Origin of the sequence: Symbioplanes lichenis (genome assembly GCF_030709675.1) — a bacterium.
Classification (GTDB): Bacteria; Actinomycetota; Actinomycetes; order Mycobacteriales; family Micromonosporaceae; genus Actinoplanes; species Actinoplanes lichenis.
In genome coordinates this window covers 414,129-440,645 of record NZ_JAUZQD010000006.1, presented here as the reverse complement: position 1 = coordinate 440,645, position 26,517 = coordinate 414,129, and the positions used below count along the sequence as shown (strand labels likewise).

Annotated in this window: 24 protein-coding genes; 18 read left to right on the top strand and 6 right to left on the bottom strand. The window is 73.0% G+C overall.

The features are described from left to right. Window positions 1–6: 6 nt before the first annotated feature. The gene (locus RAN62_RS17385; protein ID WP_305785705.1) at window positions 7–699 is read left to right on the top strand and encodes a class F sortase; all 693 of its coding nucleotides are present in this window, start codon (window positions 7–9) and stop codon (window positions 697–699) included. A 287-nt stretch (window positions 700–986) separates the two neighbouring features. On the opposite strand, the gene RAN62_RS17380 is transcribed toward RAN62_RS17385, so the two are convergent. Continuing rightward, window positions 987–1,328 carry a YciI family protein gene (locus RAN62_RS17380; RefSeq protein ID WP_305785704.1) on the bottom strand — a complete coding sequence of 114 codons (342 nt, stop codon included), beginning with the start codon at window positions 1,326–1,328 and terminating at the stop codon, window positions 987–989. 160 nt (window positions 1,329–1,488) lie between these two features. Here RAN62_RS17380 and RAN62_RS17375 point away from each other — a divergent pair, with 160 nt between their 5' ends. From RAN62_RS17375 to RAN62_RS17360, 4 genes are read left to right on the top strand one after another with little or no spacing between them, the layout of a single operon-like run. Beyond that, window positions 1,489–3,084: a DUF4331 domain-containing protein gene (locus RAN62_RS17375; protein WP_305785703.1), complete on the top strand. Its 1,596-nt coding sequence runs from the start codon at window positions 1,489–1,491 to the stop codon at window positions 3,082–3,084. 4 nt (window positions 3,085–3,088) lie between these two features. After that, window positions 3,089–4,399 carry a tetratricopeptide repeat protein gene (locus tag RAN62_RS17370; RefSeq protein ID WP_305785702.1) on the top strand — a complete coding sequence of 437 codons (1,311 nt, stop codon included), beginning with the start codon at window positions 3,089–3,091 and terminating at the stop codon, window positions 4,397–4,399. Beyond that, window positions 4,396–5,724 (top strand): urease accessory protein UreH domain-containing protein, encoded by a 1,329-nt coding sequence (locus RAN62_RS17365; protein WP_305785701.1) that lies wholly within the window; start codon window positions 4,396–4,398, stop codon window positions 5,722–5,724. Before RAN62_RS17370 ends, RAN62_RS17365 begins: the two co-directional genes overlap by 4 nt. A gap of 56 nt (window positions 5,725–5,780) precedes the next feature. Next, window positions 5,781–7,049 (top strand): SGNH/GDSL hydrolase family protein, encoded by a 1,269-nt coding sequence (locus RAN62_RS17360; protein ID WP_305785700.1) that lies wholly within the window; start codon window positions 5,781–5,783, stop codon window positions 7,047–7,049. A gap of 64 nt (window positions 7,050–7,113) precedes the next feature. Here the strand turns inward: RAN62_RS17360 and RAN62_RS17355 are convergent, their stop codons facing one another. Continuing rightward, entirely contained in the window at window positions 7,114–7,728 is a 615-nt protein-coding gene (locus RAN62_RS17355) for a TMEM175 family protein (RefSeq protein ID WP_305785699.1), read from the bottom strand. A gap of 126 nt (window positions 7,729–7,854) precedes the next feature. Here RAN62_RS17355 and RAN62_RS17350 point away from each other — a divergent pair, with 126 nt between their 5' ends. Continuing rightward, window positions 7,855–8,565 (top strand): TetR/AcrR family transcriptional regulator, encoded by a 711-nt coding sequence (locus RAN62_RS17350; protein WP_305785698.1) that lies wholly within the window; start codon window positions 7,855–7,857, stop codon window positions 8,563–8,565. Window positions 8,566–8,570: 5 nt separating this feature from the next. Here RAN62_RS17350 and RAN62_RS17345 read toward each other — a convergent pair whose 3' ends face one another. Further along, the gene (locus RAN62_RS17345) at window positions 8,571–8,855 is read right to left on the bottom strand and encodes a hypothetical protein (protein ID WP_305785697.1); all 285 of its coding nucleotides are present in this window, start codon (window positions 8,853–8,855) and stop codon (window positions 8,571–8,573) included. On the opposite strand from RAN62_RS17345, the gene RAN62_RS17340 reads away from it, so the two are divergent. The 6 genes from RAN62_RS17340 (at window position 8,854) to RAN62_RS17315 (ending at window position 19,165) form a co-directional block, all read left to right on the top strand. Beyond that, complete coding sequence (locus RAN62_RS17340) at window positions 8,854–9,948, top strand: FAD-dependent monooxygenase (protein ID WP_305785696.1); 1,095 nt, start codon at window positions 8,854–8,856, stop codon at window positions 9,946–9,948. The two genes, RAN62_RS17345 and RAN62_RS17340, sit on opposite strands and share 2 nt — an antisense overlap. A gap of 46 nt (window positions 9,949–9,994) precedes the next feature. Beyond that, window positions 9,995–10,747, top strand: a complete 753-nt coding sequence (locus RAN62_RS17335) for a ZIP family metal transporter (protein WP_305785695.1) — start codon at window positions 9,995–9,997, stop codon at window positions 10,745–10,747. A 334-nt stretch (window positions 10,748–11,081) separates the two neighbouring features. Then, window positions 11,082–12,398 (top strand): helix-turn-helix domain-containing protein, encoded by a 1,317-nt coding sequence (locus RAN62_RS17330; RefSeq protein ID WP_305785694.1) that lies wholly within the window; start codon window positions 11,082–11,084, stop codon window positions 12,396–12,398. Beyond that, window positions 12,395–13,336, top strand: coding sequence for a phosphotransferase (locus tag RAN62_RS17325; protein WP_305785693.1), 942 nt, complete (start codon window positions 12,395–12,397; stop codon window positions 13,334–13,336). The genes RAN62_RS17330 and RAN62_RS17325 overlap by 4 nt, the downstream gene beginning before the upstream one ends. 68 nt (window positions 13,337–13,404) lie before the next feature. Continuing rightward, window positions 13,405–14,904: a sulfatase family protein gene (locus RAN62_RS17320; RefSeq protein ID WP_305785692.1), complete on the top strand. Its 1,500-nt coding sequence runs from the start codon at window positions 13,405–13,407 to the stop codon at window positions 14,902–14,904. 58 nt (window positions 14,905–14,962) lie between these two features. Beyond that, window positions 14,963–19,165, top strand: a complete 4,203-nt coding sequence (locus RAN62_RS17315) for a PDDEXK-like endonuclease domain-containing protein (RefSeq protein WP_305785691.1) — start codon at window positions 14,963–14,965, stop codon at window positions 19,163–19,165. Here the strand turns inward: RAN62_RS17315 and RAN62_RS17310 are convergent. After that, window positions 19,153–19,791 (bottom strand): hypothetical protein, encoded by a 639-nt coding sequence (locus tag RAN62_RS17310; protein ID WP_305785690.1) that lies wholly within the window; start codon window positions 19,789–19,791, stop codon window positions 19,153–19,155. The two genes, RAN62_RS17315 and RAN62_RS17310, sit on opposite strands and share 13 nt — an antisense overlap. 130 nt (window positions 19,792–19,921) lie before the next feature. Here RAN62_RS17310 and RAN62_RS17305 point away from each other — a divergent pair, with 130 nt between their 5' ends. From RAN62_RS17305 to RAN62_RS17285, 5 genes are all read left to right on the top strand, one after another. Beyond that, window positions 19,922–20,887, top strand: coding sequence for a 2-hydroxyacid dehydrogenase (locus tag RAN62_RS17305; protein WP_305785689.1), 966 nt, complete (start codon window positions 19,922–19,924; stop codon window positions 20,885–20,887). Then, window positions 20,884–21,543 (top strand): DUF8692 domain-containing protein, encoded by a 660-nt coding sequence (locus RAN62_RS17300; RefSeq protein ID WP_305785688.1) that lies wholly within the window; start codon window positions 20,884–20,886, stop codon window positions 21,541–21,543. The genes RAN62_RS17305 and RAN62_RS17300 overlap by 4 nt, the downstream gene beginning before the upstream one ends. Before the next feature lie 87 nt (window positions 21,544–21,630). Beyond that, on the top strand, window positions 21,631–21,834 hold the full coding sequence (locus RAN62_RS17295; protein WP_305785687.1) for a hypothetical protein: 204 nt from the start codon (window positions 21,631–21,633) through the stop codon (window positions 21,832–21,834). Window positions 21,835–21,869: 35 nt separating this feature from the next. Further along, window positions 21,870–22,391: a hypothetical protein gene (locus RAN62_RS17290; RefSeq protein WP_305785686.1), complete on the top strand. Its 522-nt coding sequence runs from the start codon at window positions 21,870–21,872 to the stop codon at window positions 22,389–22,391. A gap of 592 nt (window positions 22,392–22,983) precedes the next feature. Further along, window positions 22,984–24,210 carry an NAD(P)/FAD-dependent oxidoreductase gene (locus tag RAN62_RS17285; RefSeq protein WP_305785685.1) on the top strand — a complete coding sequence of 409 codons (1,227 nt, stop codon included), beginning with the start codon at window positions 22,984–22,986 and terminating at the stop codon, window positions 24,208–24,210. On the opposite strand, the gene RAN62_RS17280 is transcribed toward RAN62_RS17285, so the two are convergent. Together RAN62_RS17280 and RAN62_RS17275 are read right to left on the bottom strand one after the other, a co-directional pair. Beyond that, the gene (locus RAN62_RS17280; RefSeq protein ID WP_305785684.1) at window positions 24,201–25,379 is read right to left on the bottom strand and encodes a globin domain-containing protein; all 1,179 of its coding nucleotides are present in this window, start codon (window positions 25,377–25,379) and stop codon (window positions 24,201–24,203) included. The two genes, RAN62_RS17285 and RAN62_RS17280, sit on opposite strands and share 10 nt — an antisense overlap. An 11-nt stretch (window positions 25,380–25,390) precedes the next feature. Beyond that, complete coding sequence (locus tag RAN62_RS17275) at window positions 25,391–25,825, bottom strand: RrF2 family transcriptional regulator (RefSeq protein ID WP_305785683.1); 435 nt, start codon at window positions 25,823–25,825, stop codon at window positions 25,391–25,393. A 174-nt stretch (window positions 25,826–25,999) separates the two neighbouring features. Here RAN62_RS17275 and RAN62_RS17270 point away from each other — a divergent pair, with 174 nt between their 5' ends. Beyond that, complete coding sequence (locus RAN62_RS17270) at window positions 26,000–26,506, top strand: urease accessory protein UreH domain-containing protein (protein ID WP_305785682.1); 507 nt, start codon at window positions 26,000–26,002, stop codon at window positions 26,504–26,506. The last annotated feature ends 11 nt before the right edge of the window (window positions 26,507–26,517 follow it).

Here is a 26,517-nt window from a genome sequence, read left to right as displayed (position 1 = left end):
TTTGAAATGACCGACGGCGGAACCTCGCCGACGACCGGTGGCCGCCGCACGCGCTTCGCGCTGCTGGCGGTCACCGCCGTCCTCGCCATCATCGGCGCAGCGTTCATCACCACCGCTGCTCTTCGGCACACGACCGAGCCACCCGAGGCCGCCGGGGTCCCCACCGCGGCTCCCGACACAACTACCGGCACACCCCGTCCGGATACCACGGGCAGCGACTTGACCACCGGACCGTTGATGGCGACCTCACCACCCACCCGGATCAGCATCCCGGCCCTGCACGTCGAGGTGCCCGTCATCGGCCTCGGCCAACAATCCGACGGCAGCATGCAGGTCCCCACCGACGCCAAGACCGTCGGCTGGTACACCAAGGCCCCGACACCCGGAGCGCTCGGCCCCGCCGTCCTCGCCGGCCACGTCGACTACAAGAAACAACCGGGCACGTTCGCCCACCTCGCCGACCTCACCCGCGGCGACACCATCACCATCGCCCGCAAAGACGGCACCATCGCCGTCTTCACCGTGGCCAAGACCGAACGCTACGCCAAGGACCGCTTCCCGTCCGACGCCGTCTACGGCCCCATCAACCACGCCGGACTACGCCTGATCACCTGCGGCGGCGAGTTCGACAACAATGCGGGCCACTATCGCGACAACATCGTCGTCTACGCCGTCCTCAGCCAGGCCGGCCCGAACTGATCCGCAGCCCCGGCAGCGGACCAGCCGTCATCGACAACAACGGTGCTGCGCGCCGAGCCGTACGGCGTCCGCTCGGGCAAGCGGCGGCTGCGCCGCCAATCACCAGCATCTGCCGGTGACCGACGAGCAGGAACGGGCCCTGCGGACGCCGGAGCGGCTGCGCGCCATCCGCGCCGCGGGCGTGGACGTGGCGGCGATGCTGAAGCCGCCGCTCGACCGAGCCGTCGACGAGGAGGGGTTCGCGGACGCTCTACACGGCGCACTACCGGCCCGTCGAGGTCCTGGCATCAGTCCTTCGGCGACTTCACGCCCGGGTCCCGCACCGTGTAGGCGCCGGTGATCGGGCGAACCTCGACGCCGCCGCCGTGGCGGACCTCGGGGTTGCGCTCCGCGATCGCCACGGCGGTCGCCAGGTCCGGCGCCTCCAGGATGAAGAAGCCGGCGACGACGTCCTTGGTCTCGGCGTACGGGCCGTCGGTCACCTGGCCGTCGCGGATCGACGTGGCGGTCTCGGCCAGGGCGAAGGCGGCCGCCAGGGTGCCGTCGGCGATCAGTTCCCGGGCGTACTCGTCGTGGTCGGCGACAGCGCCGGTGCCGCCGCTGTGGATCAGGACCGCGTACTGGGGCATGGGTGTTCTCCTCGGATCGGTGCTTGCGCAGCGGGGTCGGAGCCGGGGCAGCGATCTCGACATGCCCCGGCCGGGCCCATGATGTGCCAAAGCCGAGTCGTTCACCATCCGGCCCGGCCGCGAGCGCGAAGTCCTTCCCACAAGAAGGGGGAGGATTCCCATGGAGCACAGAGCAAGACTCGCGGCGGCGGGGGCGGTAGCGCTTGTCGTGGCGGTCGCCGGGCTCGGGCCCGCGACGTCCGTCGCCTCGAGCCACCGTGAGGCGCCGCTCATCGCGAGCGACCCGGCCGCGGACAACACCGACCTGTACGCCTTCGTCAGCCCCGACCGCCCCGGTTACGTGACTTTGCTCGCGAACTGGATCCCGTTCGAGGATCCGGACGGCGGGCCCAACTTCTATCCGTTCGCGACCGATGCCGCATACCTGATCAATGTCGACAGCGACGGGGACGCCAAGGCCGATTCGGTGTTCCGCTGGACGTTCAAGAACATCGACAAGCGGGGGACCAAGACGTTCCTCTACAACGACGGCCCGGTCACGTCGTTCGACGACAAGAACCTGCTGTTCAAGCAGACGTACACGCTCGAGACGTCGTTCGGCGGCGGGCCGTTCCGCACGCGGATCGCCGACGCACCCGTCGCGCCGTCGCGGGTCGGGGCGGCGTCGTTCCCGGACTATCAGAAGCTGCGGGACCAGGCGACCGTCGATCTGGACGGCGGCTGGAAACTCTTCGCGGGGCAGGCCGACGACCCGTTCTTCCTGGACCTGCGCGTCTTCGATCTGCTCTACGGCGGCGACCTGGGTGAGACCGGCCGCGACACGCTCGCCGGGTACAACGTCAACACGCTCGCGGTGCAGGTGCCCTTCAAGGACGTCGCGCTGGGCGGCGACGCGAAGCGCAACCCGGTCATCGGGGTGTGGACCACGACCGAGCGCAATCGCGTACGCATGACCGGCCAGAACGACAAGGCCCCCGGCCGCAGCAGCGGGGTGCAGGTGTCGCGCCTCGGGAACCCGCTGGTCAACGAGGTCGTCGTGCCCGCCGGGCTCAAGGACGCCTTCAACTCGATCTCGCCGGACAAGGACGCGGGCATCCCGGCCGTCGTCAAGCGCGTCACCGATCCCGAGCTCGCCCGGCTCATCGAGAAGATCTACAAGATCAAGGCGCCGAAGACGCCGCGCAACGACCTCGTCGAGATCTTCCTGACCGGGATCACGACCAAGGCCAAGGGCCCGATCAAGGCCGACCTCAACTCGCAGCTCAACAACCAGGACGTCGATCCCGGCGCGTTCCGGCCGTCGGAGATGCTGCGGCTCAACCTCGGGGTGCCCGTCACCGATCAGCCCGACCGGCTCGGCGTGCTCAAGGGCGACCTGCAGGGCTTCCCGAACGGGCGGCGCCTGGCCGACGACGCCGTCGACATCTCGATCCAGGCGGTCGAGGGCGCGGCGCAGAGCGGCAAGCTGGTCGACGCGCTGGCGGCCGGCGACAAGGTGGACGTCAACGACAACGACTTCGGCGACTCGTTCCCGTACGTGGCCCTGCCGAACCAGGGCGGCGACTCGTCCACGAGTGCGACTCCCAGCAAGCTGCGGGCGGGCGGCCCGATCGGTCTCGTGCCGGCGGCCGAGTCCTCCGGGCTCAGTGACGTCGACAAGGCCCTGATCGCGGGCGGCGCCGGGGCCACCGGCCTGCTGCTGATCGTCACGACGTGGTGGTGGCTGCTCCGCCGCCGCTGGACCTCGGCGGACTGACATCATGCGTCGTTCTCTCCGGATCGTCGTGACGGTCACTGTCGCGGCCGGCACGATGCTCGCCGTCGGTGGTGTGGTGGGACTGCGCGACGCGGCGACGCCGGAGCGGGCCGGGGCCTTCGCGGCCCCGGCCTCGGGCGACCCGCTCGCGGCCACGATCGCCCGCGCGCAGGACCGGCTGCGGCGGCTGCCCGGGGACTACCGGACGTGGGCCGAGCTGGGCGTCGCGTACGTCGAGCAGGCCCGCGTCACCGGCGACCCCAGCCGCTATCCGCTCGCCGAGGCCGCCCTGCGCCGCTCGGTGCGGGTCCGGCCCGCCGACAACCCCGACGCCGCGGTCGGGCTCGGCGCCCTGGCCAACGCCCGCCACTACTTCGCCGCCGCGCGCGGTCACGCCCGGGACGCGTTGCGCCTCAACGCCTACGACGCCGACGCGTACGGGGTGCTGGCCGACGCCGAGACCCAGCTCGGCCACGCGAGCGCCGCCACCGCCGCCGTCCAGCGCATGCTCGACCTGCGGCCGGGGCTCCCGGCGTACGCCCGGGCCTCCTATGATCTCGAACAGCGCGGCCGCCTCGCCGAGGCCGCCGACCTCATGCGCCGCGCCCTGGCCGCCGCCGTGGAGCCGGCCGGCATCGCGTTCTGCCGCAACCAGCTGGGCGATCTCGCGCGGTCCACCGGCGACCTGTCCGCCGCGGCCGCCGAGTACGAGGCCGGGCTCGCGGCCGACCCGTCCTACCAGCCGTTGCACCGCGGCCGGGCCCGGGTGGCCGTCGCGACGGGCAACGTCGGCGCCGCGCTGACCGATGCGGCTGCGGTCGCCGCGCGCACGCCGGCCCCCGACATCCTTCTGGAGTACGCCGACCTGCTGCGCGTGGCCGGCCGTACGGCGGAAGCCGACCGGCAGGTCGCCCTGGCGTCCGCCGCGCATCGGATCTTCGTGGCCCACGGCGGTCGCGACGACCTCACCGCGGCCCTGCTGGCCCTCGCCCGCGGTGACGCCGGGGCGGCCGTGACAGCGGCCCGGTCCGAGTGGCGCCGGCGGCCGTTCGCCGAGGTCGCGGACGTGCTCGGGCACGCTCTGCACGCCGCGGGACGCGATCGGGAGGCCCTGCTTTACGCGCGCCGGGCCGTCGCCCTCGGCCCCCGCAACGCCGGGTACGCCTACCACCTCGCCCTGATCGCGCTGGCCCTCGGCGACCGGGGCACCGCCCGCGCTCAGCTGTCGCGAGTGCAGAGCCTCAACCCGTTCTTCTCGCCCGTCGAGGGTCCGACCGCGGCCCGCGCCCTGGCCGCCCTGGGGGGACAACCGTGAGACGCCTCATCGTCCTGGTCATGACCGTGACTGTCGCCGCCGTCCTCTGGCCCGCGGGACCGGCCGCCGCCCACCCGCTCGGCAACTTCTCCGTCAACCGCTACGCCGGGCTGACTTTGCACCAGGACCGCATCGACGCGCTGGCCGTGGTCGACCTGGCCGAGCTGCCGACGGTGCAGGACCCGGCCGCCACGTGCGGCGAGGTGGTCGCCGCGCTGACCGTGACCGTGGACGGCGCGCCGGCGGCCTGGACGGTGGAGAGCGAGTCGCCGTCGTCCGCGCCGGGGGCGGGCGGGTTGCGTACGAGCAGGGTGGAATGTCGTTTGTCCGCAGTGGCCGTGATCCGGGGATCTGTGCCGGTCACCGTCGACTTCCGGTTCCGGGACGACCGCATCGGCTGGCGCGAGCTGGTCGCGACGGGTTCCGGCGTGGCGCTGACCGGATCGCCGCTGCCGGCGACGAGCGTGAGCGACGAGTTGCGGCGGTACCCAGCCGATCCGCTGGCGTCCCCGCCGGACGTACGGTCGGCGAGCTTCACCGCGGCGCCCGGATCCGGTGCCGCCCCGGCCGCCGCGCCCGTCGCCTCGTCGTCTCCGGGCCTGCTGGCGGCGGCCGCGCATCGGCTGGACGGGCTCGTCGGCGGCGACCGGCTGACCCCACTCGTGGGGCTGCTCGCCGTGCTGCTGGCGCTGCTGCTCGGCGCGGCGCACGCGGCGCTGCCCGGGCACGGCAAGACGGTGATGGCGGCCTATCTGGCCGGGAGCCGGGGCCGGCCCCGGGACGCGCTGCTGGTCGGGGCCACGGTGACCGCCACCCACACCGCCGCGGTCCTGGTGCTCGGACTCGTGCTGACGCTCGCCGCCGGGGTGGCCGGGGAGCTGGTGCTCGGCTGGCTCGGCCTGGTCAGCGGCGTGCTCGTGGCGGCGGTCGGCCTGGGCGCGCTGCGGGCGGCACTGCGCCACCGCCACCAGCACAAACATCACCACGAGCATCACCACGACCACGACCACGAGCACGGGCCGGGCAAGTGGGGGCTCGCCGGGCTCGGTGTCGCCGGGGGACTCGTGCCGAGCCCGTCCGCGCTGGTCGTGCTGCTCGGGGCGGTGGCGCTCGGGCGTACCGTCTTCGGGGTGCTGCTCGTCCTCGCGTACGGGCTGGGGATGGCCGCCACCCTGACCGCCGCCGGGCTGGTCCTGGTCCGGGTGCGGGACCGCTTCTCGGGGCGGCTCGTCCGGTGGAGCGCGGTGGCGCCGCCGGTCACCGCGGCCCTGATCGTCGTCGTGGGGCTCGGGCTGTCCGGCCGGGCGCTCGTTGCCGTCGTCTGAAGATTCAGAGGCGTCGATGTATTGACGGGACGCGGCGGCGCGGCTGGGGTGGAGGCATGACTCTTAACGTCAAGCGTCACCTGGCCGGGGTCGTCGCGGCCGGGGTCCTCGCCGCCCTCACCCTCACCGGATCGGCCGGCGCCGGCGGGCGTACCGCCGAGGCCTGGACCGGCACCTGGGCCACCGCGGTGACCGGCGCCGCCACCGCGCCGGTCGCCGAGACCGTCTTCACCGACCAGACCCTGCGCCAGATCGTGCACACCAGCGTCGCCGGCCGCACGCTGCGGGTGCGGCTGTCCAACGAGCACGGCAGCGCACCCCTCGAGATCAGCGCCGCCCGCGTCGCCCGCCGCGACGCCGGCGCCCGGATCGTCGCCGGCACCGACCGGCCGCTCACCTTCGGCGGCCACGCCTCGGTCACCGTGCCGCCGGGCGCACCCGTGGTCAGCGACCCCGTGCCGCTGGCCGTTCCCGCCCGGTCCGACGTGGCGATCAGCATCCACCTGCCGCGCCGGACGGTGGCGTCCACGTTGCACAACTCGGCGTTCCAGACGAACTATGTCGCCGCCGGCAACCAGGCCGGGGCGGCCGACCTGCCCGGTGCTGCCACGACAACGTCCTGGTACTTCCTCTCCGACGTCAGCGTCACCGCCCCGGCCGGACCGGGCGCGGTCGTGGCCTTCGGCGACTCCATCACCGACGGGTCGAGCACCACCACCGACGCCAACCACCGCTGGCCCGATTATCTGGCCGCCCGGCGGCCCGGGCTGCCCGTCCTCAACAAGGGCATCGGCGGCAACCGCCTGCTGCACGACGGCAACACCCTGCCCGGTACGGACTTCTCCGGCATCGGCCCGCTCTTCGGCGACAGCGCGCTGCGGCGCTTCGACCGGGACGTGCTCGCCCCGGCCGGCGTCCGCCACGTCATCGTGCTGCTCGGCATCAACGACATCGGCCAGCCCGGCTCGACCTCCCCGGCGGACGAGGCGGTCACCCTCGACCAGCTGATCTTCGCCCACCGCCAGCTGATCGCCCGCGCCCACGACCACGGCCTGCGCATCTACGGCGGCACGCTGACCCCGTTCGGCGACACGACGATCCCGGGCTACTACACCGCCGAGCGCGAGGCCACGCGGCAGGCGCTCAACCGCTGGATCCGCACGAGCGGCGAGTACGACGCCGTGGCCGACTTCGACCGCGCCGTCCGCGACCCGGCCCAGCCGGTGCGCATGCTCCCCGCCTACGACAGCGGCGACCACCTCCACCCGAACGACGCCGGCATGCGGGCCATGGCCGGCGCCGTCCCGCTGCGACTGTTCCGTTAGCTTGCCGCTGCCTTGGACCGCTTCCGGCGTACGAGGGGCCGGGGCGGGCCCGTCGAGTCTTCCGCTAGCTTGCCGCTGCCTTGGACCGCTTCCGGCGTACGAGGGCCAGGGTGGGACCGTCGAGCAGGAGCAGCAGCAGTGGCCAGTAGCCGGCGCCGGGCACGGTCAGGGCGAGCACGAAGGCCAGCGTGAGGCACACGGCGTTGCCCACCAGCGGCTCGAGGCTCGCCCGGCCGGGCGCCGACGCCGCGGTGTTGGTGCGGCGCAGCGCGATCGCCAGGGCGGTCAACGTGCCGCTGCAGGCCAGCAGGACGCCGATGTAGACGGCGATGACCAGCGGCTCGTCGCCGTACGCGCCGACCAGCTCGGCGGGGAAGGGGAGGAGGACCACGCAGAGCAGCCACAGCGAGTTGATCCGGACGACGCGCGTGTCGATCGCCTCGGCCCGGTCGAACAGCCGGTGGTGCACCGTCCAGACGCGCCAGATCACGAAGAAGCTGAGTGCGAAGCTGCCGAAGGGCACGAGGTTGCCGGTGATCAGCTCGCGCGGCGACTCGTGATTCTCCACGGCCTCGGGGACCAGCTCGATCAGCGGGAGGACGAGCAGCGTCAACGCGATCGCGGCGGCGGCGTCACTGAAGAACGTCAGGCGCTCGGCGTGCAGACGTGGCTCGTTCATGACCGTCCTCGACTCGATGGGGCAACTTGCCATACGGCGTATGGCGCACTGTAACGCCTCCCGGCCGATGTTGCCATACGCTGTATGGCAACATGACGTTCGGCGTGCTCACTAGAGTCGGGAGCTATGTCGACCGGCTCAGTGTGGTTGCGGCCCGCGCGGACGCCCCGGTCCGCCCGGGGGCAGGCCTTCACCCAGGACGACCTGGCGGCGGCCGGGGTCGCCCTGGCCGACCGGGACGGGCTCGCCGTGGTGTCGATGCGCCGGGTCGCCGCCGAGCTGGGCATCACCGCGATGTCGCTCTACTGGTACGTCGACACCAAGGACCAGCTCGTCGAGCTCATGGTCGACCGGATCTTCGCCGGTCGCCCGGCCCCGATCGGTGATGACTGGCGGGCGCGGCTGCGCTCCATCGGCCGCGACACGCTGGAGATCTATCAGGCCCACCCGTGGTTCGTGCACGCGCTGGGCCATCCCGGAACCCTGCCGGGACCGGGACAGCTGCGCCACTGGAACGACCATGTGGTCGCCCTGACCGACCCCGGCATCACCCCGCGCCTGACCCCGGCGGACGTGACGCTCGCGGTCGGCACGGTCAAGAACTTCGTGGCCGGCTACGCCCTCAACCCGGCGCGCGGGGTGCTGACGCCCTATGCCGGGCACCCGGGCATCGACGACTACCTGCGCGACACCGTGGTCGGCCACGGGCTCGACGGCTTGCGCTCGGTGGCCGGCCTGCGGCACCAGTTCGTCGAGGACCGCTTCGACGGCGGGCTCGACGTCGTCCTCGACGGCCTCGAGGCGCGCATGTCCGGCCGCGCCGGGTCGATCCGGTAGGCGCGTCAGGCCGTGAGGGTGCGGCCGTCGAGGTGGCGGAAGGCCGCGGTGACCAGCTCACGCAGGGCCTGCTCGTCGACGGCGGCCGGGCGCTTCAGATGGAGGCACGACTTCCCGGTGGTGTGCGGGCCGAGGCGGGCGAGCAGCTCCTCGTAGCCGTCGAAGCCGGGCCTCGGCCATGGGGTCAGGACAGGCGGGGCGTCCGGGTGAACACAGGGGAGCGCCCGTTCGGACCGGTCAAGGACAGTCGGCTTTCGCCCCGGGCGCGGGCTCGGGCAGGGTGGGGTCATGACGGACGACAGGGTGCTCGTGGCCGGGGGCGGCATCGCGGGGCTGGCGCTCGCGCGGGGGTTGCGGCAGCGGGGAGTGGCCGTGGACCTGGTCGAGCGCAACCCCGGGGCGGGCGGCGGGCTGGCGATCAATCTGCCCGGCAACGCGGTGACGGCGCTGACGGCGCTCGGGGTCGGTGACGGGCTGGCCAAGGTGGGGCGGCCGACCGGGCGCCGGGAATATCGGGCGGCGAGCGGGCGGTTGCTCTTCCGGGTCGACGAGGACGCCTTCTGGGGTGCGGGGGCGCGGCCGCGGTGCGTGCTCCGATCCGATCTCCACGATCTGCTGGCCGATGGGCTCGACGTCACGCCCCGGACGGCGGAGGTCACCTCGGTGCGGGCGACGACCGGGGGCGCCGAGGTGACCTTCGGCACCGGGGAGACGGCCACGTACGGCTTCGTGGCCGGCGCGGACGGCGTACGGTCGGCTGTCCGTTCTTCGGTCTTCGGCGGTGACGGCGTGCGCGAGGCCGTGCTCAGCGCGGCCAGCTGGCGCTTCATGGCCCCCAATCCGGGGGTCGACTGCTGGATCGTGTGGTCGGGCGCCGCGGGCACGATCCTGCTGATCCCGGTCGACGACCACCAGGTGTACGGGTACGCGTCCGCCACCCGCGGCGGCCCGATCGGCGCCGACGCGTCGTGGTTGCACGACACGTTCGGTGACTACCCGGAGCCGGTGCGCACGGTGCTCGGCAATGTCGGCTCGCTCTACCACTCGCCGGTCGAGGAGGTGCGCGTTCCCTCGTGGAGCCGGGGCCGCTGCGTGCTGGTCGGTGACGCCGCCCACGCCACCGCGCCGGTGTGGGCCGAGGGGTGCGCGCTGGCGGCCGAGGATGCTCTCGTGCTGTCCGAGCTGCTGGCGGAGGGCGACTGGGACACCGCGGGCGCTCGCTTCGAACAGCGCCGGCGGGCGCGGGTCGACCATGTGCAGGCCGCGACGGACCGGTTCGCCAAGGCGGCCGGCGTGCCGACGTGGCTGCGCGACTTCGTGCTGCCCGCACTCGGGCCGCGCTCGTACCGGGAGGCGTACGGCCCGCTGCGCAGCCCGGCCTGAGCGGGAAAGCTGTTTGATGCAGCCGCTGGGGGGCAAAGGCGGCGGCATGCCTGGATGGTTGCAAGCCGGCGGCTGGGGACTGCTCGCCGGATCCGCTCTGCTCGTCGGGGCCGCGCTCGGCTACCTGGCCCGGATCCCGCAGCGGGTCATCGCGTCGATCATGGCCTTCGGCGCCGGCGTGCTGCTGTCGGCCGTCGCGTTCGAACTCTTCGCCGAGGCCGACGAGCAGGCCGGTCTGCTGCCCACGGCGCTGGGAGCGGTCGGCGGCGCCGTCGTCTACACCGGCTGCAACGTGCTGCTGGCCCGGCGCGGCGCCCGGCACCGCAAGCGCTCCGGCAAGCAGCAGCCGTCCGAGGCGGAGCAGGGCGGCTCCGGGACGGCGCTGGCGCTGGGCGCGCTGCTCGACGGCGTACCGGAATCAATTGTGATCGGCACCAGCCTGCTCGGCGGCGGCGCGATCAGCGTGGTCACCGTGGCCGCGGTCTTCATCAGCAACGTCCCGGAGGGCCTGTCCAGCGCGGCCGGCATGCGTCACGCCGGCCGCACCCGGCGGTACGTCTTCACGCTGTGGGCCGGCATCGCCCTGATCAGCGGTCTGGCCGCGGTGGCGGGCTACACCGTGCTGGGCGGGGCGCCGGACGCCGTGCTGGCCGCGATCACCGCCCTGGCCGGCGGCGCCATCCTCGCCATGGTCGCCGACACCATGATCCCGGAAGCCTTCGAGGACGCCCACCTGCTCATCGGCCTGATCACGGTCGCCGGCTTCCTCGTGGCGTTCGCCCTGTCCCAGGCCGGCTGACCCGCCGGGCCGGGCGGCGGAACCGCGCCTCCTGAGTCAGCCGCCGCACCAGCAGATTCAGCACCGTGGCCGCCACCGCCAGGGCCCAGCCCCAGGTCGGCCCCTCGGTCCGCAGCGCCTGCGCCGCGAGCACCCCGTTCACGATCGTCGCCAGTGCGGCGGCAATGCGCAGGCCCGTCAGCGCTCTCCGGCGCCCGCCGGTCCGTTCGGTCTCGGTAACTCTGGTCATCGCACCCACCCCCCGTGAGGCTGTCTAGGGAGTACGGTACGAGTAGACGTTGTATGTATGTAAGAGCATACGAAGTCTATTAGTCAGTAGACTGGGGAGGGCATCGTGACGTCGCCGTGGTTCCTGCGACTCGAACGCGTCCGCACCGAGCGCAACATGTCCGTCGAGGATCTGTTGCGGCAGCTCCAGGTCAGCCGGGCGACCTATTACCAATACCGGGCCCGGCCCGAGCGGCATCCCCGCGACCCGGGCGTGGTGAGCCGGATCGCGGCGTTCCTCGGCGAGGACCCGGCCGCCCTGACCACCGAGATGGTGCCCGCGCCGGGCCCGGCGCCGACCGTCTTCCTCGAGGCCGCGGCGGCCCGCGAGCTCAACGTCGCCCTCTACCAGCAGCACGTCCGCGCGCTCGCGCACATACTCGGCATGGGCGCCCAGGAGCCGCGCCCGCAGGGGGTCGACGTCGCGGTGCGGATGCTGCGCGAGCTGCTGCCCGCACCGCCCGATCCCGTCGACGCGGTGGTGGTGCTGGCCCCGGTGGGTCGCGGGCGGACGGCCGCCGGGCCCGGCCCGGACCCGTACCAATATCAGATCTATGTCGTGCCGCGGCAGCTCGCGGAGGCGCCGGAGGGCCGCTCCGGCCGCCGCGCCGAGCAGCTGATCTCCCAAGTACGGGCGAAGGTCGACCGGATCATGGACGGCGCCCTGATCCCGGTGTCCCGCGAGCACTCCACCGATCTCGCGCTGCCGCTCTTCCGGGGCATGTCCGATCTCCTGCTCTATCCGGGCCTGCTGGAGATGCGGCCGCCCGGGGTACGCGCGGTGCCCCGGCCGGGAGTGCCCTCCGTGCTGGTCACCGGGGTCTACTACGCCGGGGCGCCCGACGTGGCGGCGCTGCTGGCCCGGGAGCTCGGCTACGGCTTCAGCACGTTCGACCAGCTCGCCCGCCTGCACGCCCGGGAAGGGCTCCGCGGCCTGCCGTCGGACCAGTTCAAGACGACGATCGCGGGCGTGGCCCACGAGGTGCTGAGCGGGCCCCCGGCCGCCTCCGGGCCGATGGTGTGGGCGACGGACGACCCGGACGCCCTGCTCGACGAGCGCGGCCGCGCCTGGGTGCACGACTTCGCCGGCCCGGTGGTGCTGCTCGTGCTCGGTGTCAGTGCCCTCGACTATGCCGCCTACCGGCTGTGCTGCGTCGACGCCAACCGGCCCTGCGACGCGGACACCGAGGCGATGCGCCGGATGCTGACCCGCCAGCAGGAGGCCCTGCTCGCTCTCGCGGCCGAGCGACCGCTGCTGACTCACACGATCGAGCTGCCGTCGCGCGTCGTCCGCGCGGCCGACGGCGTCTGGAGCGATGCTGTCGACGACATGTTCGACGCGTACGAGTCCGCCTTCCACGAGATCGCCGGGAAGCTGCGGTGACCGAGTCCCTCGACGAGCTGCTCGCCGCCCAGATCGAGCGGGTCGACCGGCGGGTCACCGGCGGCGGCGACATCTACGCGAGCGAGCGCGACGAGGTCCGGGTCGCCGCCCGCGCCGTCCACGATCTGTGCGAGCGGCTGGATCTGGGCCGGTTCCTGGGACCGGTCGGCTATCCGAAGGCCAAACCGCAGTTCCTGCTGCTCTTCGAACGGGGCGTGCTCAAGGCGTACGGGCGGGTGCGGGCCGGCGAGGCGCGGGCCCAGCGGCTGTGGCACGACCACGGGGTCCGCGTCGTCCGGGTGCTGGACGCCGGCGACGATCCGCACAGCTGGCTGCTCATGGAGCACCTGGACGCCGCGCCGGTCGCCCGCGGACCGGTACCCGCGCTCGACAGCCTGACCACCGAGCTGGCCGGAATCATGAGCGGGGCCCACGCCGCCGGGGACGCCGGCGCGCGGAAGGGGTTGCCGAGGCTCGGCGACGCCCTGCGCACCCATCTCGGCGGGGTGCTCGTGGCGGCCCGGCGCCACGGGTACCCGATCCGGCCCGACGAGGACGGGCTGGTGGACCGGCTGACGACCAGCGATCGGCCGGTGATCCTGCACGGTGACCTCGGCGGCGGCAACGTCGTTCGCGAGCGCGACGGCGGCCTGCGGATCCTGGATGCCTGCGGCTACGTGGGGCCGGCGGAGTTCGACGCGGCGCGGTGGGCGGCCCGGACCGGTGGCGCCGAGGGCGGGGAACGTGTGCTGGCCCGCTGGCTCGACGCCGAGCCGGGCCTGGATCCGGCGGTGGCCCGTCCGCTGCTGGGGCTCGAGCTGCTGATGGAGGCGGGGGTGCGCGAGCTGGTCAAGGACGAGCGGGGGGAGCCGGCCGCCTTCCCGGACCCGGCCACCGAGCGCCTCCTCGCGGTCGCCGACCGGCTGCTCGGCCGGTGACTCGTGTTGTCCACAGGGGCCGGGCGGCCCGATTTGGTGTAGTGGCGCGGGGGTTCTACCGTTCCCGCATGCTTCGCCGTTGCCTCACCGCTCTCGTGGCGGTGCTCGCGCTGTCCGCGTGCACCGCTGATCCCGCGCCGCGCCCGTCCGCCTCGTCGGAGGGGGCCGGTCGGACGGCTGTGTCGCAGCGGCCGAACATTGTCATGGTGCTGGTCGACGATCTTTCGATGAACCTGCTGCCCTATCTGCCGCAGGTGAAGAAGCTGCAGCAGGAGGGCACGTCGTTCAGTCAGTACACGGTGACGGACTCGCTCTGCTGCCCGTCGCGGGCGACGATCTTCAGTGGGATGTACGCGCACAACACCGGCGTGTTCACGAACGGGCCCAAGGAAGGCGGCAACAAGGTCTTCGTGCGCAACGGGATCGACAAGACGACGTTCGCCACGGATCTGCAGCGGGCCGGCTATCGCACGGCGATGCTCGGGAAGTACATGAACGCCTACTACCCCGAGAAGGGCAAGGAGGTCGTCCCGCCGGGGTGGACCGAGTGGTACGTGGCCGGCAGCTCCTACAGCCAGTACAACTACTCGCTGCTCGAGAACGGTGTCGTCAAGCGCTACGGCAACCGGCCCCAGGACTATCTGACCACGGTGATCAGTGGCAAGGCGCAGCAGTTCATCACGCGTTCGGCCGCGGCGGGGCAGCCGTTCCTGGTCGAGGTGGCCACGTTCTCGCCGCACCTGCCCTACACGCCGGCGCCGCAGGACGTGAACGCGTTCCCGGGGCTGAAGCTGCCGCGGACGAAGGCGTACGACGCGAAGCCCGAGGGCGCGCCGCACTGGGTGAGCAAGCTCAAGCCGCTGACCCCCGGGCAGCAGGCGACCATGGACGCGGCGTTCCGCAAGCGCGCGCAGTCGATCCAGTCGGTGGACCGGATGATCGCCGACCTGCGGGCGACCCTGACGCGGGCGGGCGTCGCGGACAACACGGTTGTCGTGTTCAGCTCGGACAACGGGCTGCACATGGGGGAGTACCGGCTCAACCAGGGCAAGCAGACCGCGTACGAGACCGACGTCCACGTCCCGCTGGTCGTCGCCGGCCCGGGCGTCGCGAAGGCGGCCACCGTGGACCTGCCCGCGCAGAACGTCGACCTGCGGCCCACGTTCGACGAGCTGGCCGGGGTGGCCGTGCCGGCCGAGGTGGACGGGCGCAGCCTGGTACCACTGCTGAAGGGGGAGCGGCCGGGCGACTGGCGGACGGCGGCGCTGGTCGAGCATCACGGGCCGAACGCCGAGATCGGCGACCCGGACCTCGCGCTGCCGCGGGGCGGCAATCCGGTGACGTACAACGCGCTGCGCACGCCCACGTTCACCTACGTGAAGTACGAGGACGGGTTCCGCGAGTACTACGACCGGGCGCGGGATCCGTACCAGCTGAAGAACCTCGCCCTGACGCTGAAGCCCGACCGGGCCGCCGCGCTGGACCGCGCCCTGGCCGCCTACACCACCTGCAAGGGCGCCGCCTGCCACACCGCGGACCGGCCGGCGGGCCGGGCTGCGGGCTCGTAAGGGGGCTATCTGGACAAACGGCCCTGCGTTGCCGGTTCCTGCCGTTATGGTGCGAAAGGTGCAGCCCAAGACCACCGCGCCGACGAGCCGGCTGGACCGTGCCGTGCGGCTCTTCGAGTTTCTCGCCCGGGCGCAGCAGGCCACCGCGTCGTCGCCGCGCACGTCCGACGGGTACCAGCTGGTGTGGGCGGACGACCTGCCCCGGCAGCCCGCCGTGCAGTTCGCGCACTGGACCGACGCGCCCGGGCCCGGCGACGAGATCGGCCATCTCGAGCGGCTGGACACGCCGCCGGAGACCGATGAGGACCGGCTGCTGCGCGACGCGTACGCGCAGCTCTTCGCCATGCAAGCGGAGGCCACGGCGAATCCGGAGGAGCAGGAGCTCGTCCTCGCGCTCGGCTACCTGGTGTGGCACCCCGAGGGTCATGAGCCCGTCCGCCGCCACCTGGTGACCACCCCGATCGCCATCGATCTCGAGCCGGTCAGCGGCACCCTGCGCGTCTACGCCACGGAGGCCACCGACGCGCTGCGCATCGAGCTCGACATGCTCGACTCGGAGCTGACCCAGTCGCGGCACCTGACCGAGGCCCGGGACGTCGCCCGGTCGTACACGGATCATCCGTTGCACCGCAAGGCGATCGGCGAAGTGCTGCACCGCATCGCGAACAGTCTCGACCCCGACGCGCGCTACCAGGAGTCGGAGCCGCCGAGCCGGGCGACGCTCGCGACCGCCGAGGTGAGTCTCGCGCCCGCGATCGTGCTGCGGCGGCGCGACCGGCAGGGCGTGGTGGAGCTGCTGGAGACCGTCCGGGCGCAGTTGCTCAGCGCGCAGACCGTACCGGAGGGGCTGTTGCCGTTGGTCGATCCTGATCACCGCCCGAAGGTGCGCCCCGACCCGACGCCGGGCGCGATGGTCACGGTGGACGACGAGGTCTTCACGCCGCTGCCGGTCAACGAGCAGCAGCTCAAGATCCTGCAGCAGGTCGACCGGCACGCGCAGACCCTCGTGCAGGGCCCGCCCGGGACCGGCAAGACGCACACCGCGGCGGCGCTGCTCAGCCATCTGCTGGCCCAGGGCAAGCGCGTGCTGGTCACGGCCCAGACCGAAAGAGCCCTCAAGGAGGTACGCGCGAAGCTGCCGGCCGCGATCCGCCCGCTCTCCGTGGCCGTGGTCGGGGCGTCCCGCGAGGACCTGACCGACCTCAAAGTGGCCGTGGACACCATCTCGCAGCAGGCCGTCGACTACGACGAGCAGCGCTGCACGCGGACCGTCGAGCACCACCTCATGGCCATCGACAAGCTGCGCCGCCACCTGTCCGGGGTCAAGCGGCGCATCGTGGACGCGCGGGCCGCCGAGATCACGCGGCACGAGCAGGGCCCGTACCGGGGGACGCTCGCCGCCATCGCCGCCGCGCACCGGGCCGACGAGCCGCGTCACGGCTGGATCCGGGTGTGGGCGCCCGCCGCGCCGGACGACGAGCCGCCGCTGCCGGCCTTCCGCGTCGCCGAGTGGCTGCGGCTGCTGCGCGACGACGCCCTCACCGCCGACGAGGGCCCGGCCTACGACACGCTGGTCGACCCGTCCGCCCTGCCGGCCCCGTCCGCCTTCGCCGCCGCGGTGGCCGCCGAGGCCGCGGCCTGGACGGCGTGCTCACAGATCGAGGAGCAGACACACCATCCCGCGTACGCCTCGCTGCGTGCGCTTCCTCCGGCCGAGCGCGAGTCGTTGCGCCAATATCTGCACCGCCTCGCCGACACCGCCGACTCGCTGGTCCGAAGTGGGCCCGGCTGGATGGCGGAGGCCGTGTCGGACGCCGGCGCCGGGCGCATGCGCACGTGGCAGGGACGCGCCGAACGTGTTCGTCAGCTGGTCGCCCGCGCGCAGCCGTTGGTCGACGAGTTCGGCGGCGCCACGATCAATGTGCCCACCGCGGACCTGACCCCGCTGGTCGTGCAGGCCCAGCAGCTCAAGCACCACCTCGGCGCCGGCGGCCGGGTGAAGATCGCCGCGGACGGGATGCCGGCCCTGGGCGTGCTCACGGCCAAGCCGGTCAAGGCGGCGCGCGACCTGTTGCTGCAGGTCAGCGTGGACGGCAACGTCCCGGCGTCGCCGGAGTCGCTGGGCCGGTTCGTGGCGTGGGCCCAGGCCCAGCCGTTGCTGCGCGACCTCGACCAGGCCTGGCCCGGCCCGGCGGCGGTCCCGATGCAGGGCAGTCCGGGGGAACGGCTCGCCTGGCACCTCGCCGAGCTGGAGCAGCTGGAACGGGTGCTCGCGCTCGGGGCCGCGTACGCGGAGCAGGAAAAACGTCTCGCCGAGCGGCGCTTGCCGCGCCCCGACTGGACCGACCCGGCAGGCGTCCGCGCCTATGCCGCGCTGGTGGACGCGGCGGCGGCCGAGGACGCGCTGGACGCGGCCCGCACGGCCGTCGAGGCGGCGGCCCTGCCCGTCGTGCCGTCGTTGCACGAGGCCAGCCCGTCGCCCGCGCTGCCCGCGATCGTGGCCGCCGTGCAGCAGCGCGACCCGGTCGCCTACAGCGCGGCGGTCCACCGCCTGATCCGCCTGTACGAAGTCCGCGCGCTCAGCACCCATCGCGACGAGCTCGCCGCCGCCCTCGGCTACCGCGCCCCCGCCCTGCGCGACGCGATCGCCGCGACGGCGGCCGACCCCGCGTGGGACGAGCGCCTCGCCGGCTGGGCCGACGCCTGGACCTGGCTGGTCGTCGGAGCGTGGCTGACCCAGCAGCGCCCGGCCGACGTGAACACGTTGCAGCAGGAGGCCGCCGACACCGAGCACACCATCCGCCGCCACGTGGGCGAGCTCGCCGCGGCCCGCGCCTGGCAGCACGCCGCCTCGCCCGACCGCATCACCGGCTCCGCGCGGGCCAACCTCCAGCAGTACGGCCAGCTGGTCCGCCGCCTCGGCAAGGGCACCGCCAAGTACGCCGCCCAGCGCCGCGCCGAGATCCGCCAGGCCATGGACCGCTGCCGGCCGTCCGTCCCCGTCTGGATCATGCCGATCTACCGGGTCGCCGAGCAGCTGCGCGTGCAGGCGAACATGTTCGACGTCGTCATCGTGGACGAGGCGTCACAGGCGGGCCTGTCCGCCACGTTCCTGCAGTACCTCGCGCCGACCATGGTCGTCATCGGCGACGACAAGCAGGTGTCGCCCTCCGCCGTCGGCGTCGACCAGCAGGACCTGCGCAACCTCGCCCAGCAGTACCTCTTCGACGACGAGTACCGCGCGTCGTGGCAGGACCCGCAGCGCAGCCTCTTCGACGAGGCCAAGATGCGCTTCGGCGGCCACATCCCGCTGGTCGAGCACCGCCGCTGCGTGCCCGAGATCATCGAGTTCTCCAACCGCATCGCGTACGAGCCCGAGCGCATCCGCCTCGTCCCGGTCCGCCAGTACGGCGCCGACCGGCTCGAGCCGATCAAGCCGGTGCACGTGGCAGGCGGCTATCTCCGGGGCGCGAGCGACAAGACGAACCCGCCCGAGGCCGAGGCGATCGCCGACCAGATCGTCGCGTGCGTCGCCGACCCGCGCTATGCCGGCCGTACCTTCGGGGTCATCTCCTTGCGCGGCCCGCACCAGGCCAAGTTGATCGAGAGCCTGCTCCTGCAACGCCTCGACCCGGCCGAGTGGGAGCGCCGCGACCTGCGCTGCGGCGACTCCGCCGACTTCCAGGGCTCCGAGCGCGACGTCATGTTCCTGAGCATGGTCACCGCCCTGGAGCCGGACCGGCGCCTGGGCTCGGCGACCGCGGACATGTATCTGCAGCGCTACAACGTGGCCGCGTCCCGGGCCAAGGACCAGATGTGGGTCTTCCACTCGGTGCGCGCGGCTGACATCGAGGACCCCGAGGACCTGCGCCACCAGCTGCTGGAGTTCTGCTACGAACCGCCCGCGGTCGCTGCCACCCCGGTCGCCCTGCCCCGGACCGCGTTCGAGCAGGCCGTCCACGACCGGCTGGTCGCGCGCGGCTACACCGTGGTGCCGAGGTACGAGACGCCCGGCCACACCCTCGACCTCGTCGTCGTCGGCGCGGAGAGCAAACTCGCCGTCATCTGCGACGGCGACACGTGGGCCGGCCCCGACCGCCACGAGGCCGACATGACCAAGCAGCGCGAACTGGCCCGGTGCGGCTGGGAGTTCTTCCGGGTGGCGCAGTCCGCTTTCGTCATCGACGAGGCGGCGGTCCTGCGCGATCTGTGGGCCACCCTCGAGCGCCGGGGCATCCACCCTGGGAGTCAGTCGCAGTAGCGGCTGGGCTGGAACCGGCCGCCGGTGAGGTGCGCGCTGCTCAATTCGCCGGCGGTCACCACGTAGTAGCCGCGCCACACCTGCGTCGTGCAGTCCAAGTTGTAGGCGGTCAGCGTGAGATAGACCCGATTGCCGGACACCCCGGTGATGTCCCACTCGTCGGAGGCCGTGTTCTCGAACCCCGCCCGGAAGGACGCGTACGACGAGTTGAAGTTGTGGCCGCCGAGGTCGTACGCGGTCCGGTAGTTCGTGGCGTTGATGGCGCGGAAGTACGCGTCCACTGTCGACCGCGCGAGCAACTCGGACCGCTTGGCGGCCTTCTTGTCCGCCACGGCCTTGTCCGCCGCCTTCTTGTCGGCCGCGGCTTTGTCGGCTGCGGCTTTGTCCGCCGCCTTCTTGTCGGCCACGACCTTGTCCGCTGCCGCCTTGTCGGCCGCGGCCTTCTCCGTCGCGGCTTGGTCGGCTGCGGCCGCTGCCGACGCCGTGGCCCGGATGTCGGCGACCTCCCGGGCCGCCCGCGCGGCGGTCTCCGAGCTCTGGTGCGTCTGTACGCCCATGACGATCAGTAGTCCGGCGACCAGCGTGCCGGCCGCCCCGCCCGCCGCAGCCCATCCCGTTCGGCTCACGCCCGCACCATCGTCCGCGGCGGGCCCGGCATGAGAAGCCGGTAGCCCGAACCGGTGACCGATCGGCGTTCCGCGTCCGGCGTCCGCCTCCCGGCTTACGTTGTGTCCCACCAGAATCGGGAGGTACCACGTGGCACGACCACACATGCTGTTGCTGAGCAGGCAGGGCCGGGCCAGCCTGACTCCGGAGCACTGGCAGCGGCTCAGCGAGCTGGCCGACGTGCGGGCGGCCGCCCTGGCCGGCGCCCCGGGCCCCGCGGAGGCCGCGGCCATGCTCGCGTCGATGGATCTGCTGGGCGCCACCAACGTGTGTCTGCCGCGGCTCGACGAGGCACTTCTCGACCGGGCGCCGCGGCTGCGCGGGGTGGTGCTGTACGCGACCGGGCACGACCACATCGACACCGATCTGCTCGCCCGGCGCGGTGTCGGTCTCTCGGTGCTGCCGGACTACGCGACAGTCGGTGTGGCGGAGCAGACCATCGCGCTGATGCTGTCCCTCGCGACCCGGCTGCACCTGGCGAACGACCGTGCGCGGGGGCTGGTGGAGCCCGGGATCTCGTTGCGGGGTGTCGAGCTGACCGGTCGTACCCTCGGGGTTGTCGGGCTGGGCCGGATCGGGCGCGCGGTGACCGAGCGAGGCCGGGGCCTGGGCATGCGGGTCATGGGCACCGACCCGGCGGCGACCGGCAGCGTCGGGCTGCGGGAGCTGTTGCGTAGTGCGGACGTGGTGGCGCTGTGCGCAAGTCACCGGTACGGCGGCGGGCCGATCATTGGGGCCGCCGAGCTGGCCGTCATGCGACCCGGCGCGTTCCTGGTCAATGCCGCCCGCGCCGCGCTGGTGGACACCGGCGCCGCCGTGGCCGCGCTGCGCACCGGACACCTGCGCGGCTACGGCGTCGACGACGACCTGCGCGACCCGGCGTACGACGACGTGGTGCGCGAGGGCCGGCTCCTGCAGACCGGGCACAGCGCCTGGTGGCGGGACGAGACGATGAGCAAGGGCGCCGAGGCGTGGGGACGCCGCCTGATCGCCGCCGCCGAGGGCGCGCCGCTCGACGTGGTGACCTGGCCGCGCCCGGTGAGCGTGGCCGAGTGAGCGCCGTCGAAGCGGCCGTCACGCCCGGCACTGCGGCTCGGCGGGTGCTCGTCGCGGGCGCGGGCGGCGTCGCGGTGGCCACGCCGCTGGTGCTCGGGGCGGCGCGCTGGCCCCGCTGGTGGCTGGAGATCGCGCCCGAGCAGACGGCGATGACCTGGCTGCAAAGCGTCGTCTTGGTACTGGTCGCGGCCGGGTGCGCGCTGGCGGCGGCCGCCCGTACCGGAATGGGCCGGGGCTGGCTGCTGCTGGGGGCCGGCTTCGCCGCGCTGGCTGTCGACGAGCGGTTCGCCGTGCACGAACGCGTTCGCGATCAGCTGCTGGCGCCCGCGGATGTCACCGTGCCCTTCCTGCCGTGGGTGGCGCCGGGTGACTTCCTGATGCTCGCCTATGCGGTGGCCGGTCTGCTCGTGCTGCCCCGCGTGGCCCGCTGCTTCCGGGACGACCGGGGCGCGCGCATCGCCTTGCTCACCGGCATCGCCTGCGCTCTCGTCGCGGTCGGCACCGACTCGATCGACCCGGCGACGTGGACGCTCGCCCAGGAGCGCGTGCAGCAGTCGCTGGAGGAGTGCTTCGAGCTCGCGGCGGACCTGTGCTTTGCCGTCGCGGTCGGTCTGCAGCTTTTGTCACTCATGTCACGCTTGCCCTCTCGCGCGTAGCCGCGTGATTCGTGGCACGCCGGGATCGGGCCGGGCGCACCACACTGCCGGGCACTTGACCAGAAGATCCCCCGAAGGCGGCGCGGCATGGCGTCATCCGGGACGTTCGTGATCGCCGGGGTGGAGCAGCGGCGTCCCTACGAGCGGCCGCCGCTGTCCAACGGGCTGCTGCTCGGCGCGGAGGAGTGCCCGTTCGTTCAGGAAGCCGGGTGGCCGCCTGAGCCGGCGTGGGGCGCCAACCTGCTAGGAGCCCTGGATCCTCAAGAAGGCACCGCCGGCTGCCGACCATAGGCATGTCCTTGGCATCAGGCCGTCCGGAGGCGCACATGACCCGCACATCACGACGCTGGACGACTCTGGCCGGCTCGGTCCTGCTCGCGCTCTCGCTTGCCGCTCCCGCGGCGGCCGCGGTCAACAAGACCACTTCGGCCGGATATGTCGAACACGACTACGAGAGCAGCCGGGGACATTTCACGGTGGTTTCGGCGAGCGCGGGGCTGTCCGGCATCATCTCGACAGGTGATCCCGGCGTCGACAGGTGGAACCCGGCGGTCAGAGCGGGCACGAAGTTCAGCGTCGCAGTCAACGTGCGCGGTGTGAGCATGGCCCGGGCGAACGACATCTGTTACGGCATCCTGATGGTGCGAGACGTCAAGCGCAAGGTCAGCATCACGGCGATCACGGGCTACATGGGGGATGAGCAAGGCAACAGGTACGGCCGCACGACCTTGACCGCTGTACGAGGGGAGCGTTACTCGCTCGGGGTCGCGTGTTCCCAGCTGACCCCGTCCGGCACCTACAGCCGGTACGACACCGCGCAGATCAGTCCGGCCGTGGTGGTGAAGTGATCCCGCACTCGTGCCGTCGGGACAACGGCGTCGTCCCACGAAGTTCACCGACGGTGGGCAGTCGTTCGCCGGGGACGGGAGCACGTACACGTTGCCGGTCGCTTCGTCGGTGAACGTGTTCAACGTCAACGGGGGTGACCCGGACTGCATGGACGGCAAGGGCTACGCCATGACCGGAGCTGCACAGCCGGGACCGACTGGCTCGAGGAGCAGATCGGCGGGGCGGGTTGCTCGTCACCATTGCGAACACCGGCGACTCGATCGACGAGATCGCCGAGCAGTACCGGCCCCGAGTCAGAGCAGCGTGGGGAAGAGCAGGGCGGGGTTGACGTCGGTCCTGATGACCGGAGCTGCCGGCACGTGGGGCGGCATTCGGTGCGGCGGTTGCTCGACGAGGAGTACCGGGTGCGGGTGGACGTGCGGGACCCCGGGCTGGTCTTCGACCGGCGAGACCCGACCGGCGGGCCATCTCCTTCAATGGTGAGCGTCACGACGATCGAGCGTATCGGGGTGATTTGTGGCACGCCGGGATCGGGCCGGGCGCACTACACTGCCAGGCACTTGAGCAGGCAATCCCCGAAGGCGGCACGGCATGGCTTCATCCGAGACGTTCGTGATCGCCGGGGCGGGACTCGCCGGGGCGAAGGCCGCCGAGACCCTGCGCGCCGAGGGGTTCGGCGGCCGGATCGTGCTGGCCGGGGCGGAGCAGCGGCGCCCCTACGAGCGGCCGCCGCTGTCCAAGGGGCTGCTGCTGGGCGCGGCCGGGAGCCCGTTCGTGCACGACGCCGACTGGTACGCCGGCCACGACGTCGAGCTGCGGACCGGCGTGACGGTGACGGCGATCGACCGCGGCGGGCGCGCTGTCGTGGCCGGGCCGGAGCGGATTCCGTACGACAAACTGCTCCTCGCCACAGGGTCGAGCCCGCGCCGCTGGCCGGGGCCCGGGGGCGACCTGGCCGGCGTGCGTTACCTGCGCACGTGGGAGGACTCGCTCGCGCTGGCCGCGGAGCTGACGGCCGGCCGGCGCGTCACCGTGCTCGGCTCCGGCTGGATCGGGCTCGAAGTCGCGGCCGCCGCCCGGGAGCGCGGCGCCGAGGTGACCGTGGTCACGCCGGCGCCGGCCCCGCTGCACCGGGTGCTGGGGGAGCGGATCGGCGGCATGCTCGCCGGGCTGCACCGCGAGCACGGGGTGACCTTCCGCTTCGGCACCCGCGTGCGCGAGCTACTCGGCGACGACCACGTCCGCCGCGTGCTCCTCGACGACTGGACCGCCGTCGAGACCGACCTCGTCGTGGTCGGCATCGGCGCCGTCCCGACCGTGAGCCTGGCCGCGCGGGCCGGGCTGGCGGTGGAGGGCGGGGTGCTCGTCGACGCCTACCACCGCACGAGTGACCCGTCGATCTTCGCGGCGGGCGACATCGCGGCGGTGCAGCACCCGCTCTACGGGCGGCGGGTCCGGGTCGACCACTGGGCCAACGCCCTGCACTCCGGCCCGGCGGCCGCCCGGTCCATGCTGGACAACGGGACGCCGTGGGCGCGCGTGCCCTACTTCTTCACCGACCAGTACGACCTCGGCCTGGAGTACGCTGGCCTGCTGGAACCCGGCGTCGCCTATGACGTGGTGGTCCGGGGCGACCTCGACAAGCGCGAGTGCCTCGTCTTCTGGACGTCCGAGGGCCGTGTCGCCGCCGGCATGAACGTCAACGTCTGGGACGTCACCGACCGCATCCAGGACCTGATCACCGCGGGCCGCCCGGTCGACCCCGCCCGCCTGGCCGACCCGGCCGTGCCCCTCGAGGAGCTGATCCCTCAGGCCTGAGCCAGCGCCGCCGGGCGCCACTGCTCGGAGCCGAAGACCTCGTAGTGGATGCGGTCGTCGGGCACGCCGCGCTGGTGCAGAGCGGCGCGGATCAGTTGCATGAAGGGCACCGGGCCGCAGAGGTAGACGCGGGCGTTGCCGGGCAGGGGGACGGCGTCGACGTCGGCGGGCCCGTACCAGGTCAGGTGGTCGAAGGAACGGAGTCGGGCGCCGTGGTGGAGGATGTCGGCGCGCAGGGGGTGGCGCCCGGGGCTGCGGTCGGCGTGGACCGCGACGACCGGGCGGTCGGGCTGGTGACGGGCGACGTGCTCGAGGATCGCGGCCATCGGGGTGATGCCCACGCCGGCGCTGACGAGCACCAGCGGCTCGGCGCCGCCCCGCAGGGTCAGGTCACCGTACGGCTGGCTGAGAGTGAGCTCGTCGCCCGGCCGGACCACGTCGTGCAGCCATCCGGAGACCACGCCGTCGGGGGTGCCGTTGCGGCCGCGCACCCGGCGGACGGTGATGCGCAGCGTGCCGCCGGTCGCCGCCTGGGACAGCGAATATTGCCGCAGCTGCCGGGAGCCGCCGGGCAGCGTGGCGGCGACGGTCACGTACTGGCCGGGCAGGAAGATCGGCGCGGGGCGGCCGTCGGCGGGGGAGAGCACCAGCGAGACCGCGTCCTCGGCCTCGGCGACCTTGGTGACCACCGTGTAGCGGCGCCACGGCTCGGCGCCGTCGACGTCCGCCATCGCGTAGAGGCGCGCCTCCCGGCCGATCAGCCGGGCCGCGAACAGCCAGTAGACCTCGTCCCAGGCGGCGGCCACCGGCGGGGTCACGGCGTCGCCGAGCACGGTGCGGACGGCGCCGAGCAGATAGCGGCCGACCATCGTGTACTGCTCCGGCCGGATGCCCAGGGCGCAGTGCCGCTGCGCGATGCGCTCGGCGATGTGGTCGAAGACGGCGGCGTCCGGGCCCTGCCCGATCAGATGCCCGGCGTACGCGGCGACGGCCCCGGCCAGCGCGGACTTCTGCTCGCCGGTGGCCTGCGCGCTGCGGCTGAACAGATCGAGCAGATCCGGGTTCTCGCCGAGCATCGTGTCGTAGAAGACGCTCGCGATGTCCCCGAGGTGCTCCCCGACGACGGGCAGCGTGGCCTCGATGACGGGCTTGCTGGTGCTGGACAGCATTGTCCTCCCCCTTATCTTCCGGTCCGGCCGATGGTCAGCAGGACCTCGCGTACGGGCGGTGCGGTCAGATCGTCCACAGTGATCGGATCGAGCGTCGCGTAGAACGCCTCCTGCGCCCGGGCCAGCGCTCCCCGCAACCGGCAGCCGCTGCTGAGCGGGCAGGCGGTCTCGCCCTCGCAGTCGACGACCTCGGTGGCCCCCTCCAGCTCCCGGACGAACTTCCCGACCGACGCCGTACGCGCGGCAGCCGACAGCCGCACGCCGCCGCCCCGGCCCCGGACCGTCTCCAGGAGTCCCAGGTGCTGCAGCCGCTGCACCACCTTGGCGAGATGGTGGCGCGGGACGGCGAGCGAATCGGCCAGCTCATCGATCGTGAGCCGGTCGTCGCGGGCCGCCCCCAGCATGAGGATCCGCAACCCGATGTCGGTGGAGCGATTGAGTCGCACACTGTGGACCGTAACCCAAAAGAGGTATCGAAGAGTCCTCTTATGGCGGGTGTCACGTCGACGCCTTCCGCACGCTCATGCGGACGACGATGAGCACCGAGGTCCTGCGGGCGGGATACGGCAAGGTGCGCATCCGGGCGCAGGCCACCGGCGCCCCCGTCACCCCGGGCCCGCATGGTCGTCGCGATCGGCCTGCACCTGGTCCGGCGCCGGTGGCCGCGCGGCGCGGACGGGCCGCACCCGGTGCCCGAACCGGCCCTGGCCGGCGCCGCCCACCACCACGCGCACAGTCACGACAACCACCACCACGCGCACGCGCACAGCCACGGCGGGCGGCCGCACACGCATGCCCTCCCCGCCGGCGGCATCACGGCCCGGGGCGTCGTCGCCATGGGCGTCTCCGGTGGCCTGGTGCCCTGCCCCGAGGCCCTCGGCGTCATGATCGTGGCCGTCGGCGCCGGCCGCGCGCTCGTCGGCCTCGGCCTGATCGTGTCCTTCAGCCTCGGGCTGGCCGCGGTCCTCATGGGCCTCGGTGTCCTGCTCCTCCGGTCCCGGCGCCTCGCCGCCCGCTTCGGCCGGGCCGGTGGCCGCTGGGCAGCCCGGCTTCCGCTGATCAGCGCCCTGGTCGTCACGGCCCTCGGCGCCGGGCTCCTCGTGCGGGCCGTGGGTCTGCTGCCCTGACCCCGCCGGAG

What these genes read in the sequence shown, in the direction of transcription:
- RAN62_RS17385 (WP_305785705.1), top strand. Translation starts at nt 7, where the DNA reads ATGACCGACGGCGGAACCTCGCCGACGACCGGTGGCCGCCGCACGCGC.
- RAN62_RS17380 (WP_305785704.1), bottom strand. Translation starts at nt 1,328, where the DNA reads ATGCCCCAGTACGCGGTCCTGATCCACAGCGGCGGCACCGGCGCTGTC.
- RAN62_RS17375 (WP_305785703.1), top strand. Translation starts at nt 1,489, where the DNA reads ATGGAGCACAGAGCAAGACTCGCGGCGGCGGGGGCGGTAGCGCTTGTC.
- RAN62_RS17370 (WP_305785702.1), top strand. Translation starts at nt 3,089, where the DNA reads ATGCGTCGTTCTCTCCGGATCGTCGTGACGGTCACTGTCGCGGCCGGC.
- RAN62_RS17360 (WP_305785700.1), top strand. Translation starts at nt 5,781, where the DNA reads ATGACTCTTAACGTCAAGCGTCACCTGGCCGGGGTCGTCGCGGCCGGG.
- RAN62_RS17355 (WP_305785699.1), bottom strand. Translation starts at nt 7,728, where the DNA reads ATGAACGAGCCACGTCTGCACGCCGAGCGCCTGACGTTCTTCAGTGAC.
- RAN62_RS17350 (WP_305785698.1), top strand. Translation starts at nt 7,855, where the DNA reads ATGTCGACCGGCTCAGTGTGGTTGCGGCCCGCGCGGACGCCCCGGTCC.
- RAN62_RS17340 (WP_305785696.1), top strand. Translation starts at nt 8,854, where the DNA reads ATGACGGACGACAGGGTGCTCGTGGCCGGGGGCGGCATCGCGGGGCTG.
- RAN62_RS17345 (WP_305785697.1), bottom strand. Translation starts at nt 8,855, where the DNA reads ATGACCCCACCCTGCCCGAGCCCGCGCCCGGGGCGAAAGCCGACTGTC.
- RAN62_RS17335 (WP_305785695.1), top strand. Translation starts at nt 9,995, where the DNA reads ATGCCTGGATGGTTGCAAGCCGGCGGCTGGGGACTGCTCGCCGGATCC.
- RAN62_RS17320 (WP_305785692.1), top strand. Translation starts at nt 13,405, where the DNA reads ATGCTTCGCCGTTGCCTCACCGCTCTCGTGGCGGTGCTCGCGCTGTCC.
- RAN62_RS17295 (WP_305785687.1), top strand. Translation starts at nt 21,631, where the DNA reads ATGGCGTCATCCGGGACGTTCGTGATCGCCGGGGTGGAGCAGCGGCGT.
- RAN62_RS17290 (WP_305785686.1), top strand. Translation starts at nt 21,870, where the DNA reads ATGACCCGCACATCACGACGCTGGACGACTCTGGCCGGCTCGGTCCTG.
- RAN62_RS17285 (WP_305785685.1), top strand. Translation starts at nt 22,984, where the DNA reads ATGGCTTCATCCGAGACGTTCGTGATCGCCGGGGCGGGACTCGCCGGG.
- RAN62_RS17280 (WP_305785684.1), bottom strand. Translation starts at nt 25,379, where the DNA reads ATGCTGTCCAGCACCAGCAAGCCCGTCATCGAGGCCACGCTGCCCGTC.
- RAN62_RS17270 (WP_305785682.1), top strand. Translation starts at nt 26,000, where the DNA reads ATGGTCGTCGCGATCGGCCTGCACCTGGTCCGGCGCCGGTGGCCGCGC.